Genomic DNA, 13855 nt, shown 5'->3' with positions numbered 1-13855 from the left:
GCCCTGCGTCGGATCGCTGTCGATCTGGCTCAGAAGCGCACCGTTGCGCCGAGCTTGAAGGTGCGGCCTGGCGCCACCTGCATTTCCGGATTGTTGGCGTTGGCCACCGGCCCCGAGATCACGTTGGTGACGCCAGTGAGGGTGTTGGGGAAATAGCGGCGGTCAAAGATGTTCTGGATGCCGAAGTCGACATCGACATTTTCGGTCGGCTTCCAGCGGGCATAGGCGTCGAACACCGCATAACCGCCCGGCTTGAAGGCGTTGGGGTCGGCGCGTTCGGTGACGCCATGGGCGAAGGTGGCGACCAACTCCGTTTCGAGGTTCCAGTCGGGGACAAGGTAACGCCCGCCCAGCACCGCGGTGAGCGGTACCGCACCGTCGAAGGCCGTTTCGGCAGCACTTGCCGAAATCCGCTGCGTGCCCTTCTGGTAGGAGATCGAGCCGTTCAGGTAGAGGTTTTCGTAGACCTCGTACTCGCCGCCGAACTCGATGCCCCAGACCTTCACGTCCTCGACATTGTCTGAGGTGTAGTGGTTCGGCCTGCCCGGAACCTCCTGCAGAGAGCGGATGAAATCCTTGTAGTCGGCATAGAAGGCCGTGAGGCTGAAGTAACCCTTGTCGAGCTCGCCACGAATGCCGGCCTCATAGCTGCGCACGGATTCAGGCTTCAGGTTCGGATTGGGAATCAGGACGGATGGCGGAGACGTAAAAAGATTGTCCGACGACACGAACAACTGCTGCGACGTCGGCATCTTGAAGCCTTCGCCATAGCCGGCATAGAGCGTATAGGTGTCGTTCAGCTCATACATCGCGCTGATCCGCTTGATCAGCTTGGTCTCGTCGATCTTCTTGGGCTCGAAGCCGGGCTTCGGCTTGTAGTCGGCGTCGCCGGTGGGATCGATGGAATAGTGCGCCAGGCGCGCGCCTGGGGTGATGGTCAGCCGGTCGTCGAACAGCTTGATCTCATTTTGAAGGTAGATGTCGGCGCGGACGGTGTCGACCTTCGGGAAGTTGAAGCCCTGGTTGTTGGCGGTGGTCGTGGTGCCAGCTGTCAGGTTGTTGGTGATGTTGTAGCCGTCATAGTTGCTCTTGGTCAGATCGCCGTCGAAACCATAGGTCAGCTTGTGCGACAGGCCGCCCAGTTCGAAGGACGAGTTGGCCTGCACGTCGGCCTCGAGGAAATCCTCGCCATAATTGCGGACCTGGATGTTCTGTTGGCGGCGCGTTGGGTAGGTGCGCAGCTGATTGCTGTAGGTGTCGCGCTTCTGCGGCGAATAGGAGATCTGCCACTTGATCTCATCGAGCCACGGCGCGTCGACCTTCCAGTCGTGCGACAGGGCCAGCCTGTAACGCTCCATCTCCAGTTCGCGCTGCCAGCTGGTGTTGACGTACGTCGATCCCGCAGACGAGTCGTACATCTGCTGGATCGTCGTGTTGCGGTTGAACCACTCGCCGGTCAGCTTGACCTCGTGATCCTGGGTCGGGTTCCACTGCAGCTTCATCAGACCGTTGAAGGCGTCGGTGTCGGCGGGAAACGCCTTGTTGCACGGCCAGATCGCCTGGCGTGGACAGCCCCACTGGCCGCCATCGGCGCGGCTGTTGCTGAAATCGCCTTCCGACGCCCCGAGATGACCGAAGCTGCCGAGGAACTTGAAGTCGCCGGATTCAGCGGCCGCACTCACCTGCTTGCGGAACGAATCGTCGTAGCTGTCATAGGCGGTCTTCATCTCGACTGCCCATGGCTTCGAGCCGTTGAGAAGATCGTCGGGGTCGAGCGTGCGGAATGCGACTGCGCCACCCAGCGCATCGGCGCCCTGGAGCACCGAGTTCGGACCGCGTACGATCTCGGCGCTGCGCATGTTGAAGGGGTCGACGAAGTCGCGGCTGCCGTCGATGATCTGCTCCTGGATGCGGCTGCCGTCGACACTCATCTGGACGCGGTTGCCGCCCATGGCGCGGATGTTGAAGCCGGTCAGCTGGCCGAACGGATTGGTAAGCGATGTCGTGCGCGAGACGGTGACGCCCGGCTCGTAGCGAACCATGTCCTGGATGTCGCGGACGACATGGCGCTGCAGCGTCTCGCGGTCGATGACCGACACCGACATCGGAATGTCGAGCACCTTGCCGGTGGTGCGCGCCGATGTGACGACGAGCCTGTCGAGCACGATGCGCTCTTCATTGCTCAGCAGCGGCTTCGTTTCCTCGACCTTCTTGGCCGGTGTCGTTGCCGTCTGGGCACTGGCGATACCGGCCGATTGCAGCAACAGAAGCGAAACGCCGGCCAGAAGCATTTGCGACCGCGAACCGCGGCCGGTGTGAACGTTAGACATGACAGCCCCCTCGAAAAATCTGGAAAAGCTGGCTGTCCGCGAACGAAGGGCTGGCGTAAGTTAATATGAGTCTGTGACTCAAGATTGGTGATGGCTGTATAATGGGTCCTGCGGTGTGTGCAAGCCGGGTGATGCGCGGCGCGACACCTGGCCTCACCTGGAACAGACACATGCCGGCGCCGCCCAGCTACGGCTGGCGAGGATCTGGAAGACTTGTTTTGTGCGTCGTTCCGCGAGGCGGGCGCTTTTCGCCGAAGCGTTTCACAATAATATGACTATCATTGTCATATTATTTGACAGGAAAGCGCGAATGACCTAGCGAACCCGTCCCTGTTGTTCGAGCGGCGTCGGGTAGGCAATGAAATTTCGAGAGAAACTGAACGCCTTGCGCAAGATACCGCTCGGCGATTGGCGGATACTGATGCGGATCATGGGCATCTACCGCCGTGAATTTTTTCTTGCCATTGCACTTTCGCTAGCCGGAATCGTGCTCTCGGTGACGGTTCCGATCCTTTCGCAGAAGATCGTCGACAGCGTCATGGTCGGCAAGGACGGTTGGGCAGCGACCCAGTTCGCCGCCATCGCCATCGTGGCGGCGGTTATCAGGCACATGACCTCACGCTGGCACAACTCGCCGATCAACGACGTGGACGCAAGGTTCACCGCCCGGCTGTCGAGACGCATCTACTTCCGCCTCATGCGCATCCCCTATGAGAGTTCGGCATCCGCAGGCGGAAGCACGATCAACCTCCTCAACGAATCCCAGCGTGTCGCCACCTTCATGCTGAGCGCTGCGCCGAATTTCTTCCTCACCATGTTGGGTGCTGCCGTCTCGTTCGCCGTGGCGCTGTACTACGACTATCTCATCTGCCTGCTGGCCTTTGTCGTTGCCCTGATCTTCGCCGTTTTTGCCCGCAAGACCAATGCCCAGCTGGGCGAGGCGAGCCGCAGCTCGTTCCGCCTCAACGGCGCCCTGCAGGGGGCGACCGCTGAAACGGTAGGCAACATCCGCGGCATCAAGTCGAATGCGGTTGAGCGCTTCTTCATCGGGCGCTGGTCCGCGAAGTCGGCCGAAGCCATCAAGGCGCGCTGGCACATACTCGACCTCTCGCACTCCTATTCGTTCACGCTTGGCCTGCTGAGCGAGATCCTGACGCTGCTCGTCGTCCTCGTCGGCTGCTGGCGCATCCTGCGCGGCGATCTCACGATCGGTGGCCTGCTTGCGCTGCAGCTGCTCGTCACCCGGGCGACCATGCCGATGCTGACCAGTGCCGGCATCCTGATCCAGTTCCATTCGGTGAGCGCCACCGTCTCGGCCCTCGCGGCTTTCCTCAAGCGCCAGCCGGAGCGCGCCATCGTTGCCCCGGCGCTGCGTGCTGCTGATTTCGGCCCGATCACGGTCGAGGATCTGACCTTCCGCTATCCCGAGGCGACGGCTGCGGCACTCAACGGTGTCAGCCTGGTGCTGCCGGCGACGGGCGTCGTGGCGATCGTCGGCCGCAATGGCTCCGGCAAGTCCAGCCTGCTGCGCGTGCTTTTGGGACTGGAGCGCGATCATGCCGGCAAGGTGGCAATCGGCGGCATCGACGTCCGCGCCTACAATCCGCGCTGGCTGCGCGGCCGCATAGGTGTTGTCGACCAGGAGACGTCGCTGTTTTCGGGTACCATCCGCGAGAACCTTCAGGCGTCGCTGCCGCGCCCGCTTCGCGACGACGAGATCGACAAGGCGCTGGCGTTTTCCTCCGCCGACAAGTTCACCGCCGGCCTGCCCAAAGGCATCGACACCGAACTGGTCCAGGCAGGGCAGAACCTCTCCGGCGGCCAGCGCCAGCGCCTGGCGATTTCGCGCGCCGTGCTGCGCGATCCGCACATCGCCGTTTTCGACGAACCGACCTCGGCGCTCGACGCCGAATCGGCGATGGCGCTCGAACGTGAACTGCTGGCCTTCGGCCGCGACCGCCTCGTCATCATCGTCACGCATCATCTCTTTTCGGCGCGTTCGGCCGACATGATCGTCGTGCTCGACGATAGCAGGATCGTCGGCACGGGCAGCCATGAGGCTCTGACTGCCGAATGCCCGGTCTATCAGGCGCTGTGGCGCGACTACGTCAGGGATTGATCGGCCGCCGGCGTTGATCGGTCGATGAGGGTGGAAATGATTCTTCCACCTGTTGACACGACGCCGGGCAGTCATACTATATGTAGACATCGTGGTCTTCCGAGTTGATTCCAGCTCGGGAGCTAAGAGGGAAGCCGGTGCGCGATTTCGCAATGCCGGCGCTGCCCCCGCAACTGTAAGCAGTGAGTTGCTGTCGCGTAGTGCCACTGGCGCCAATGGGCGCTGGGAAGGCCAGACAGCAGCAATGACCTGCGAGCCAGGAGACCTGCCGCGATCGAGTCTGAACGTCCACGGGCGGGGTGTCCGGTGGTGCGCTTGCGTTCTGCTGGCTTGCGCCGGCCGAAATCCGGCATGCGTCCGCCCAAGGCCCTTCGCCCCCAAACCATCGGGGAAGATGATGCCGGCGACCTCTACACTTCAATCCAGCGGAACCGACAGCGTTCCGTCCGCTCTCAGCCAGGGTTCCGAGACCGCGTCCGAACCTGGCTACCGTGTCATCCGGCGCAACGGCGCGGTGACGCCGTTCGATGCGATCAAGATCACTGTGGCGCTGACCAAGGCATTTCTCGCCACCGAGGGTTCGGTGGCCGCCGGTTCGCGCCGCGTCCACGACGTCGTCGAGGAACTGGCCGGCCAGGTGTTCGCCGCGCTGACCAGGCGGGCAGATAGCGGCCGCACCTTCCACATCGAGGAAATCCAGGACCAGGTCGAACTGGCGCTGATGCGCTCCGAGCATCACAAGGTCGCCCGCGCCTATGTGCTCTACCGCGAGGAACGTGCCCGCGAACGCGCTGCCGCCAAGGTCACGTCGGTCGAGGTCGCCGCACCGCCGCTCCAGGTCAAGGCCGATGACGGCGGCCTGGCACCGCTGAACGAGACGCGACTGGCCCGCATTGTCGACGAGGCCTGCAGCGGGCTCGAGGCCGTCTCAGCGGATGCGATCCTGGCCGAGACAAGGCGCAATCTCTATGACGGCATCACCGCCGACGAGCTTTCGCTGGCGCCGATCCTGGCCGCCCGTACGCTTGTCGAAACTGAACCGAACTACGCCTTCGTCAGCGCCCGGTTGTTGCTGGACCGGTTGCGGCGCGAGGCACTGAGCTTCGTCTCGGCCAGGTCTGAGCAGGCCACCCAGGCCGAAATGACCCAGCGCTATGCCACCTATTTCCCCGCCTTCATCGCCACCGGCATCAAGGCCGAATTGATCGACCCCGAACTTGGCCGTTTCGACCTTGCCAGGCTCAGTGCCGCGCTAAAGCCCGAGCGCGACCTGCAGTTCCAGTATCTGGGTCTGCAGACGCTCTATGACCGCTATTTCCTGCACAGCAAAGGCAAGCGTTTCGAACTGCCGCAGGCCTTTTTCATGCGCGTGGCTATGGGCCTGGCAGGCCGCGAGATCGACCGCGAGAGCCGCGCCATCGAGTTCTATGATCTTTTGTCGTCCTTCGATTTCATGGCCTCGACGCCAACGCTGTTCAACTCCGGCACGCTGCGCCCGCAATTGTCGTCCTGTTTCCTCACCACCGTCGCCGACGATCTCGACGGCATCTTCAAGGCGGTGAAGGACAATGCGCTGTTGGCCAAATATTCCGGCGGGCTAGGCAATGACTGGACCCCGGTGCGCGGCCTCGGCGCCCACATCAAGGGTACCAATGGCGAGAGCCAGGGTGTGGTGCCGTTCCTCAAGGTTGCCAACGACACGGCTATCGCCGTCAATCAGGGCGGCAAGCGCAAGGGTGCTGTCTGCGCCTATCTCGAGACCTGGCACGTCGATATCGAGGAGTTCCTCGACCTCAGGAAGAACACCGGCGACGACCGCCGCCGCACCCACGACATGAACACCGCCAACTGGGTGCCGGACCTGTTCATGGAGCGCGTCGAGGCCGATGGCGTGTGGACGCTGTTTTCGCCCGACGAGGCGTCCGACCTGCACGATCTCTATGGCACGGCGTTCAAGGCGGCCTACGAAAGCTACGAGGCCAAGGCTCTGGCTGGTGGCATCAAGGTGTTCCGCACGGTCAGGGCGCTCGACCTGTGGCGCAAGATGCTGACCATGCTGTTCGAAACCGGGCATCCGTGGATCACCTTCAAGGACCCGTGCAACATCCGCTCGCCGCAGGGCCACATCGGCGTCGTGCATTCGTCGAACCTCTGCACCGAGATCACCCTCAACACTTCGAAGGACGAGGTCGCCGTCTGCAATCTCGGTTCGGTCAATCTTGCCAATCATATCGCAGCCGAGGGGCTCGACATCGACCGTCTGGCGCGCACCGTGAAGACGGCGATGCGCATGCTCGACAATGTCATCGACATCAATTTCTACACCATCCCCGAAGCCAGGCGCTCCAACCTGCAGCATCGTCCTGTCGGCCTCGGCCTGATGGGATTCCAGGATGCACTTCAGGCGCTGAAGATCCCCTATGCGTCAGACGCTGCCGTGGCCTTCGCCGACGCCAGCATGGAGGCGATCTCCTACAACGCGATTTCGGCGTCCTGCGACCTTGCCGCCGAACGCGGGCGTTATCCGAGCTTTGACGGTTCGCTGTGGTCGAAGGGCATCCTGCCGATCGATTCCATCGACCTCTTGGCCAAGGCGCGCCCCGGTGTCGACATGGACGGCGCCTCGACGCTCGACTGGGATGCCTTGCGCAAGCGCGTCAGGAAGACAGGTATGCGCAACTCCAACACCATGGCGATCGCGCCGACTGCGACCATCTCCAACATTTGCGGTGTCGCGCAGTCGATCGAGCCGGCCTACCAGAACCTGTTCGTCAAATCGAACATGTCCGGCGACTTCACCGTGGTCAACGCAGCACTGGTGCATGAGCTGAAGGCGCGCGGCCTGTGGGACGAGGTCATGGTCTCCGACCTCAAATATTTCGACGGCTCGATCGGCCGGATCGACCGCATCCCCGACGACCTCAAGGCGCTCTTCGCTACCGCCTTCGAGATCGACAGTGCCTGGCTGATCGAGGCAGCGTCGCGTCGGCAGAAATGGATCGACCAGGCCCAGTCGCTCAACCTCTACATCGCCGATCCAAGCGGCAAGAAGCTCGACGCGCTCTACCGCCTGGCATGGAACAAGGGCCTGAAGACGACCTACTATTTGCGCTCGCGCTCGGCCTCGCATGTCGAGAAGTCGACGCTGAAGGGCACCGACGGCAAGCTCAATTCCGTCTCCGCTGTCGCTGTTGCAGCGTCAGCCCCAATCATCGTCAACGCCGATGTCGCATGGGGCAAGGCCTGCGCCATCGACGATCCCGAATGTGAAGCCTGCCAGTAAGCGGCGATCAGGAAAAGGAACAACAAGATGCTCGACTGGTCCGAACCAAAGGCTGCCGCTGCAACCATCCACCCCGCCTTCACAGGCGACGTCCCGCTTGCCGATGCCACGGGGCTGGGTGTGATCGAACGCGGCGGTGGCCGCGTCCGCGTCGACGACAAGCGCATGATCAACGCCCGTGCCGACGTGAACCAGCTTCTGCCGCTCAAATACCGCTGGGCCTGGGAGAAATATCTCGCCGGCTGCAACAATCACTGGATGCCGACCGAAGTGTCGATGCAGGCCGACATCGGCCTGTGGAAGTCGAAGGATGGGCTGACCGACGACGAACGGCGCATGATCAAGCGCAATCTCGGCTTCTTCGCCGCGTCGGAGAGCCTGGTTGCCAACAACATCGTGCTGGCCATCTACCGCCATCTGACCAATCCGGAATGCCGGCAATATCTGCTGCGCCAGGCATTCGAGGAGGCGGTGCACACCCACACCTTCCAGTACATCGTGGAGAGCCTCAGCCTGGACGAAGGCGAGCTGTTCAACATGTACCGCGAGGTGCCCTCGATCACCGACAAGGCGGCATGGGCGCTGAAGCACACACAGCATCTCGACGATCCGGATTTCAGGACCGGCACGCCTGAAGCGGACCAGGCCTTCCTGCGCGACCTCGTCGCTTTCTACGTCATCTTCGAGGGCATGTGGTTCTACACCGGTTTCGCCCAGATATTGTCCTTGGGCCGGCGCAACAAGATGGTCGGCATTGCCGAGCAGTACCAGTACATCCTGCGGGACGAGTCGATCCATCTGAACTTCGGCATCGACGTCATCAACCAGATCAAGCACGAGAACCCGCATCTGTGGACGCCGGCGTTCCAGGATGAGATCCGTGGCATGATCCGCACGGCTGCTGAGCTCGAGGCCTCCTATGGCCGCGATACGATGCCGCGCGGTTTCCTTGGCCTCAATGCAGCGCTTTGCGAAACCTATATGCACTTCATCGCCAACCGGCGCTGCGCCCAGCTCGGCCTGCAGCCGGTCTTCGCCGAAGTCGAGAACCCATTCCCGTGGATGTCCGAGGCGATGGATTTGAAGAAGGAGAAGAACTTCTTCGAGACCCGTGTCATCGAATACCAGAATGGTGGAGCACTGGCATGGGACTGACCTGGAACCGTCCCACCATTGCATCGGTCATGCCCGAACCCGAACAGGTGTTCCTGGCTTGGCTGGTCGCGCAGCCTGAAGGCGGCAACCTCCACGAGGCCGCCTCGCGGCAGGCCACTCGGCTCGCCGAATATGGTGGCAGGCATCCGGGGCCGCGCCGGCTCAGGCAATTGTTTCTGGACCTTGCCGCCGAACTCGGCGGCGGCACGGCCATGCCGTCATGAAGCGAAGGATTCTTGTCATCGGCATCGGTGCGGGCAATCCCGACTATGTCACGATCCAGGCTGTCGATGCGCTCAACCGGGTCAACGTCTTCTTCATCCCCGACAAGGGTATCGAGAAGGACGGGCTGGCGCGGGTCAGGCGCGAGATCTGCGAACGCTTCATCCGCGACCAGAGCTATCGCACCGTCGCGTTCGAGGTGCCTCGCCGCAGGCCGGCGGCGGAGGACTACGGCACCGCCGTCGCAGATTGGCATGACGCTGTCGAAGGCGTCTACCAACAGCTGCTCATGGAGGAACTCGAGGAAGACGAGTGCGGCGCGTTCCTCGTCTGGGGCGATCCGACGCTTTACGACAGCACCCTGCGCATCCTCGACAGGCTGCAGGCCAAGGGCGGCTTCGAACTCGAATATGATGTCATTCCGGGTATCACCAGCATTCAGGCGCTTGCCGCCCGGCACAAGGTCACGCTGAACAGGATCGGCCAGTCGATCGCCATCACCACCGGTCGCAAGCTTGCGGAGGGTTTTCCCAACAATGCCGACAGCGTCGTCGTCATGCTCGACGGCGAAGGTGCCTTCGCCGGTCTCGATGGTGATCTCGACATCTGGTGGGGCGCCTATGTCGGCACGCCGGATGAAATCCTGGTGTCGGGTAAGTTGCGCGAGGTCGTCGGCGACATCGAGCGCATCCGCAAACAGGCGCGCGAGCAAAATGGCTGGATCATGGACACCTATCTGCTGAAGCAGCCGGACTAGCCGGCAGGCTGGTCGTGTTGCGCGTGGTCGCAAATGCGATAACGACACACTCGACATATTGACATAAAGATGTCTTTATGTGACCTGACGGCTTTGTCGCCGAAAGGATGAAAAGTGTCGCAAAACGCCACCTCGCTCGACGCCCTGTTTGGGTCGGTTGCCGCCAAGCCAGACGGTTCGGAGGTGATGGCAGCGCTGAAAGCGGCGGCGCGCGAGCGCATCCTGATCCTGGATGGCGCGATGGGTACCCAGATCCAGGGGCTCGGCTTCGACGAGGACCATTTCCGCGGCGACAAATTCACCGGTTGCGCCTGCCATCAGCAGGGCAACAACGACCTCTTGATCCTGTCGCAGCCCAAGGCGATCGAGGAGATTCACTACAAATACGCCATCGCCGGCGCCGACATCATCGAGACCAACACCTTTTCGTCGACCTCCATCGCCCAGGCCGACTACGGCATGGAGGACATGGTCTATGAGCTCAATCGCGACGGCGCGCGGCTGGTCCGCCGCGCCGTCGTCCGGGCGCAGCAGGAAGACGGCAAGCGCCGCTTTGTCGCCGGCGCGCTCGGGCCGACCAACCGCACCGCCTCGATCTCGCCTGACGTCAACAATCCCGGCTACCGCGCCGTCACCTTCGACGATTTGCGCATCGCTTACGGCGAACAGCTGCGTGGCCTGATCGACGGCGGCGCCGACATCATCCTGATCGAGACCATCTTCGACACGCTCAACGCCAAGGCGGCGATCTTTGCCTGCGACGAGATCTTCATCGAAAAGGGCGTGCGCCTGCCGGTGATGATTTCGGGCACCATCACCGACCTGTCCGGCCGCACATTGTCCGGCCAGACGCCGTCGGCCTTCTGGAATTCGGTCCGTCATGCCGAACCGTTCACGGTCGGCCTCAACTGCGCGCTTGGTGCGGCCGCCATGCGCCCGCATCTGGCCGAACTGTCCGATGTCGCCGAGACCTTCATCTGCGCCTATCCCAATGCCGGCCTGCCCAACGCCTTCGGCCAGTATGACGAGAGCCCCGAATTCATGGCCTCCCAGGTCGAGGAATTCGCGCGCGAGGGTTTCATCAACATTGTCGGCGGCTGCTGCGGCTCGACGCCTGAGCACATCCGCGCCATCGCGCAGGCTGTCGCCAAATATCCACCGCGCCAGGTGCCGGAGCTCAAGCCGCAGATGCGCCTGTCGGGCCTCGAGCCGTTCACGCTCACCGACGAGATCCCCTTCGTCAATGTCGGCGAGCGCACCAACGTCACCGGCTCGGCCAAGTTCCGCAAGCTGATCACATCAGGCGACTATGCCGCCGCCCTCGACGTCGCCCGCGACCAGGTCGTCAATGGCGCGCAGATCATCGACATCAACATGGACGAGGGCCTGATCGACTCGAAGAAGGCGATGGTCGAGTACCTCAATCTGATCGCCGCCGAACCCGACATCGCGCGCGTGCCCGTCATGATCGACAGCTCCAAATGGGAGGTGATCGAGGCCGGGCTGAAATGCGTCCAGGGCAAGCCGATCGTCAATTCGATCTCAATGAAGGAAGGCGAGGAAGCCTTCCTGCATCATGCCCGGCTGTGCCGGGCCTATGGCGCTGCCGTCGTCGTCATGGCATTCGACGAGCAGGGTCAGGCCGACACCAAGGCGCGCAAGGTCGAGATCTGCACCCGCGCCTACAAGCTCTTGACCGAGCAAGCCGGCTTCGCGCCCGAGGACATCATCTTCGATCCCAACATCTTCGCTGTCGCCACCGGCATCGAGGAGCACGACAATTACGGTGTCGACTTCATCGAGGCGACGCGGGAAATCACCCAGACCCTGCCGCATGTCCATGTCTCGGGCGGCGTGTCGAACCTGTCGTTCTCGTTCCGCGGCAACGAGCCGGTGCGAGAGGCGATGCACGCCGTGTTCCTGTATCACTGCATCCAGGCCGGCATGGACATGGGCATCGTCAATGCCGGCCAGCTCGCCGTCTATGAATCGATCGACCCGGAGCTGCGCGAGGCCTGTGAGGACGTCGTGCTCAACCGCCTGCCCAAGGCCGGCGGCACCGCCACCGAAAGGCTGCTGGACATTGCCGAGCGCTTCAAGGGCGCGGCCGGCAAGGAAGCCAAGGAGCGCGATCTCGCCTGGCGCGACTGGCCGGTCGAGAGCCGTATCAGCCACGCGCTGGTCAATGGCATCACCGAATTCATCGACGCCGACACCGACGAGGCGCGGCTGCAGGCAGAGCGTCCGTTGCATGTCATCGAAGGCCCGCTGATGGCCGGCATGAATGTCGTCGGCGATCTGTTCGGTGCCGGCAAGATGTTCCTGCCGCAGGTTGTCAAGTCGGCCCGTGTCATGAAGCAGGCGGTGGCCGGCTTGCTGCCACATATGGAGGCGGAGAAGGCGGCCAACGCCGCCAATGGGATCGACAATGGCGAACGCCAGACTGCCGGCAAGATTCTGATGGCGACCGTCAAGGGCGACGTGCACGACATCGGCAAGAACATCGTCGGCGTCGTGCTCGCCTGCAACAACTACGAGATCATCGACCTCGGCGTCATGGTTCCGGCAACCAAGATCCTCCAGGTTGCCAAGGACGAGAAGGTCGACATCATTGGCCTGTCCGGCCTGATCACGCCCTCGCTCGACGAAATGGCGCATGTCGCCGCCGAAATGGAGCGCGAGGGGTTCGACATTCCGCTGCTGATCGGCGGCGCCACCACGAGTCGTGTCCACACCGCGGTGAAGATCCATCCGCGCTACAGCGCCGGCCAGACAGTCTACGTCACCGATGCCAGCCGCGCTGTTGGCGTGGTGTCCAACCTGCTGTCCCCTGAGGCCAAGGGCGGCTACGTTGAACAGGTGCAAGCCGAATATCAGAAGGTCGCCGACGCCCATCACCGCGCCGAAGCTGACAAGCAGCGATTGCCGTTGGCCAAGGCGCGTGCCAATGCGCACAAGGTCGACTGGTCATCTTATGCGCCGCCGAAGCCAACCTTCCTCGGCACCAGGGTGTTCGAAGCCTGGGACCTGGCCGAACTGGCCCGCTACATCGACTGGACGCCGTTCTTCCAGACCTGGGAACTCAAGGGCCGTTACCCCAAGATCCTCGAGGACGAGAAGCAGGGCGCCGCGGCGCGCCAGCTGTTCGACGACGCGCAGGCGATGCTGCGCAAGATCATCGACGAGAAGTGGTTCGCGCCCAAGGCCGTCATCGGCTTCTGGCCGGCCAATTCGGTCGGCGACGACGTCAGGCTGTTCACCGACGAGGCACGCAGCGAGGAGCTTGCCACCTTCTTCACCCTGCGCCAGCAGCTGACCAAGCGCGACGGCAAGGCCAATGTCGCACTGGCCGACTTCATCGCTCCCGCCGACGGCGGCAAGCCGGATTATCTCGGCGGCTTCGTGGTCACTGCAGGCATCGAGGAAGTGGCGATCGCCGAGCGCTTCGAACGCGCCAATGACGACTACTCCTCGATCATGGTCAAGGCGCTGGCCGACCGTTTCGCAGAGGCCTTCGCTGAACGCATGCACGAGAAGGTGCGCAAGGAGTTCTGGGGCTACGCACCTGATGAAAACCTCGCGCCCGACGACCTGATCGGCGAGCCCTATCGCGGCATCCGTCCGGCGCCGGGCTATCCTGCCCAGCCCGACCACACCGAAAAGGTGACCTTGTTCCGCCTGCTCGATGCCGAGAAAACCGCCGGCGTCAGCCTCACCGAAAGCATGGCGATGTGGCCGGGCTCGTCGGTCTCCGGCATCTATCTCGCCCACCCCGAGAGTTATTATTTCGGCGTCGCCAAGGTCGAGCGCGACCAGGTCGAGGATTATGCGCGGCGCAAGGGCATGACCATCGCCGAGGTCGAGCGCTGGCTCGGGCCGATCCTCAACTATGTGCCGGCATCGTTCGCCGAAGCGGCCGAATAGCAACACGATGACATCACATGGGCTCTGTCGCCTTTGCGCTGAGCCCGTGTCGTTTTCATGCTCGT

At 62.7% G+C, this 13855-nt stretch carries 7 protein-coding genes and 1 riboswitch; of the genes, 6 read left to right on the top strand and 1 reads right to left on the bottom strand.

The features are described from left to right. Window positions 1-29 precede the first annotated feature (29 nt). Window positions 30-2330, bottom strand: a complete 2301-nt coding sequence (locus tag H5P29_RS01285) for a TonB-dependent hemoglobin/transferrin/lactoferrin family receptor (RefSeq protein ID WP_154384596.1) — start codon at window positions 2328-2330, stop codon at window positions 30-32. A gap of 358 nt (window positions 2331-2688) precedes the next feature. Here H5P29_RS01285 and H5P29_RS01280 point away from each other — a divergent pair, with 358 nt between their 5' ends. From H5P29_RS01280 to metH, 6 genes are all read left to right on the top strand, one after another. Beyond that, window positions 2689-4449, top strand: coding sequence for a peptidase domain-containing ABC transporter (locus H5P29_RS01280; RefSeq protein WP_154384597.1), 1761 nt, complete (start codon window positions 2689-2691; stop codon window positions 4447-4449). A gap of 75 nt (window positions 4450-4524) precedes the next feature. Beyond that, window positions 4525-4737: riboswitch (cobalamin riboswitch) on the top strand. Between the two features lie 109 nt (window positions 4738-4846). Continuing rightward, window positions 4847-7732, top strand: coding sequence for a ribonucleoside-diphosphate reductase subunit alpha (locus H5P29_RS01275; protein WP_154384726.1), 2886 nt, complete (start codon window positions 4847-4849; stop codon window positions 7730-7732). A gap of 27 nt (window positions 7733-7759) precedes the next feature. Further along, window positions 7760-8887 (top strand): ribonucleotide-diphosphate reductase subunit beta, encoded by a 1128-nt coding sequence (locus tag H5P29_RS01270; protein WP_154384598.1) that lies wholly within the window; start codon window positions 7760-7762, stop codon window positions 8885-8887. Next, complete coding sequence (locus tag H5P29_RS01265; protein ID WP_154384599.1) at window positions 8878-9111, top strand: hypothetical protein; 234 nt, start codon at window positions 8878-8880, stop codon at window positions 9109-9111. Before H5P29_RS01270 ends, H5P29_RS01265 begins: the two co-directional genes overlap by 10 nt. Continuing rightward, on the top strand, window positions 9108-9866 hold the full coding sequence (cobF, locus tag H5P29_RS01260) for a precorrin-6A synthase (deacetylating) (protein WP_154384600.1): 759 nt from the start codon (window positions 9108-9110) through the stop codon (window positions 9864-9866). Before H5P29_RS01265 ends, cobF begins: the two co-directional genes overlap by 4 nt. 186 nt (window positions 9867-10052) lie before the next feature. Beyond that, the gene (metH, locus tag H5P29_RS01255) at window positions 10053-13790 is read left to right on the top strand and encodes a methionine synthase (protein ID WP_195763176.1); all 3738 of its coding nucleotides are present in this window, start codon (window positions 10053-10055) and stop codon (window positions 13788-13790) included. Window positions 13791-13855 lie beyond the last annotated feature (65 nt).

It is taken from the genome of Aminobacter sp. MDW-2, assembly GCF_014250155.1.
GTDB classification, from domain to species: Bacteria; Pseudomonadota; Alphaproteobacteria; order Rhizobiales; family Rhizobiaceae; genus Aminobacter; species Aminobacter ciceronei.
The sequence above is the reverse complement of the archived record's forward strand: the minus strand, read 5'-3'. Positions and strand labels throughout refer to the sequence as shown.

Coding starts and splice junctions, on each gene's coding strand:
- H5P29_RS01285 (WP_154384596.1), bottom strand. CDS start 2,330: ATGTCTAACGTTCACACCGGCCGCGGTTCGCGGTCGCAAATGCTTCTG.
- H5P29_RS01275 (WP_154384726.1), top strand. CDS start 4,847: ATGCCGGCGACCTCTACACTTCAATCCAGCGGAACCGACAGCGTTCCG.
- cobF (WP_154384600.1), top strand. CDS start 9,108: ATGAAGCGAAGGATTCTTGTCATCGGCATCGGTGCGGGCAATCCCGAC.
- H5P29_RS01270 (WP_154384598.1), top strand. CDS start 7,760: ATGCTCGACTGGTCCGAACCAAAGGCTGCCGCTGCAACCATCCACCCC.
- metH (WP_195763176.1), top strand. CDS start 10,053: ATGGCAGCGCTGAAAGCGGCGGCGCGCGAGCGCATCCTGATCCTGGAT.
- H5P29_RS01280 (WP_154384597.1), top strand. CDS start 2,689: ATGAAATTTCGAGAGAAACTGAACGCCTTGCGCAAGATACCGCTCGGC.
- H5P29_RS01265 (WP_154384599.1), top strand. CDS start 8,878: ATGGGACTGACCTGGAACCGTCCCACCATTGCATCGGTCATGCCCGAA.